The sequence below is a fragment of the Mesorhizobium sp. M7D.F.Ca.US.004.03.1.1 genome (assembly GCF_003998635.1).
GTDB classification, from domain to species: Bacteria; Pseudomonadota; Alphaproteobacteria; order Rhizobiales; family Rhizobiaceae; genus Mesorhizobium; species Mesorhizobium loti.
In genome coordinates, this window is record NZ_RZQG01001735.1 from 1 (window position 1) to 512 (window position 512).

At 62.9% G+C, this 512-nt stretch carries 1 protein-coding gene; it reads right to left on the reverse strand.

All coding sequences use genetic code 11. From position 1 onward, the window contains the following. On the reverse strand, positions 1 to 475 hold a 475-nt coding region (locus tag EN935_RS39770), incomplete at its 3' end, for a sigma-70 family RNA polymerase sigma factor (protein ID WP_127374441.1). Positions 476 to 512 lie beyond the last annotated feature (37 nt).

A 512-nucleotide genomic window follows, 5' to 3' on the forward strand; every position in this document is an offset into this window, starting at 1 on the left:
CGATCACCCGCGCCACGAACACCATCCGGTAGACGTCTGGAAGGCTGTCAGTTGCGCGTTCCACCAGTTGGAGGATCTGCCGTTGCGCCATCGTCCGCTCCGGATCGTCGCTGGGGTTGAGGGGAAACTGGATAATCTCGGCCTGGGGGTTCTCGGGCATCGCCACCGTTCGCCGTCTTTTACGCAACCGGCCGAGCGCTTCATTGATGACGATGCGCGACAGCCACGTGCCGAGCGAGGCATCGCCGCGAAAACTCTCGAGATGGGCAAAGGCCCGGACATAGGCCTCCTGGACGATGTCCTCGGCCTCGCTGTCATTGCGCACCACGCCGCGCGCAATGCGGTAAAGCCGCTGGTTATGCGTCTTGATGATGACGCGGAAGGCAGCGCCGTCGCGCGCCATGGCCCGCTGTGCCAATTCCAGGTCGCCAGCGGCAGCGATGATTTCGGTCGCGTCTCGTCGAGCGTACGACATGAGCAGTCTCCTTGCCCTTCAATAGATGGGTCTCGAC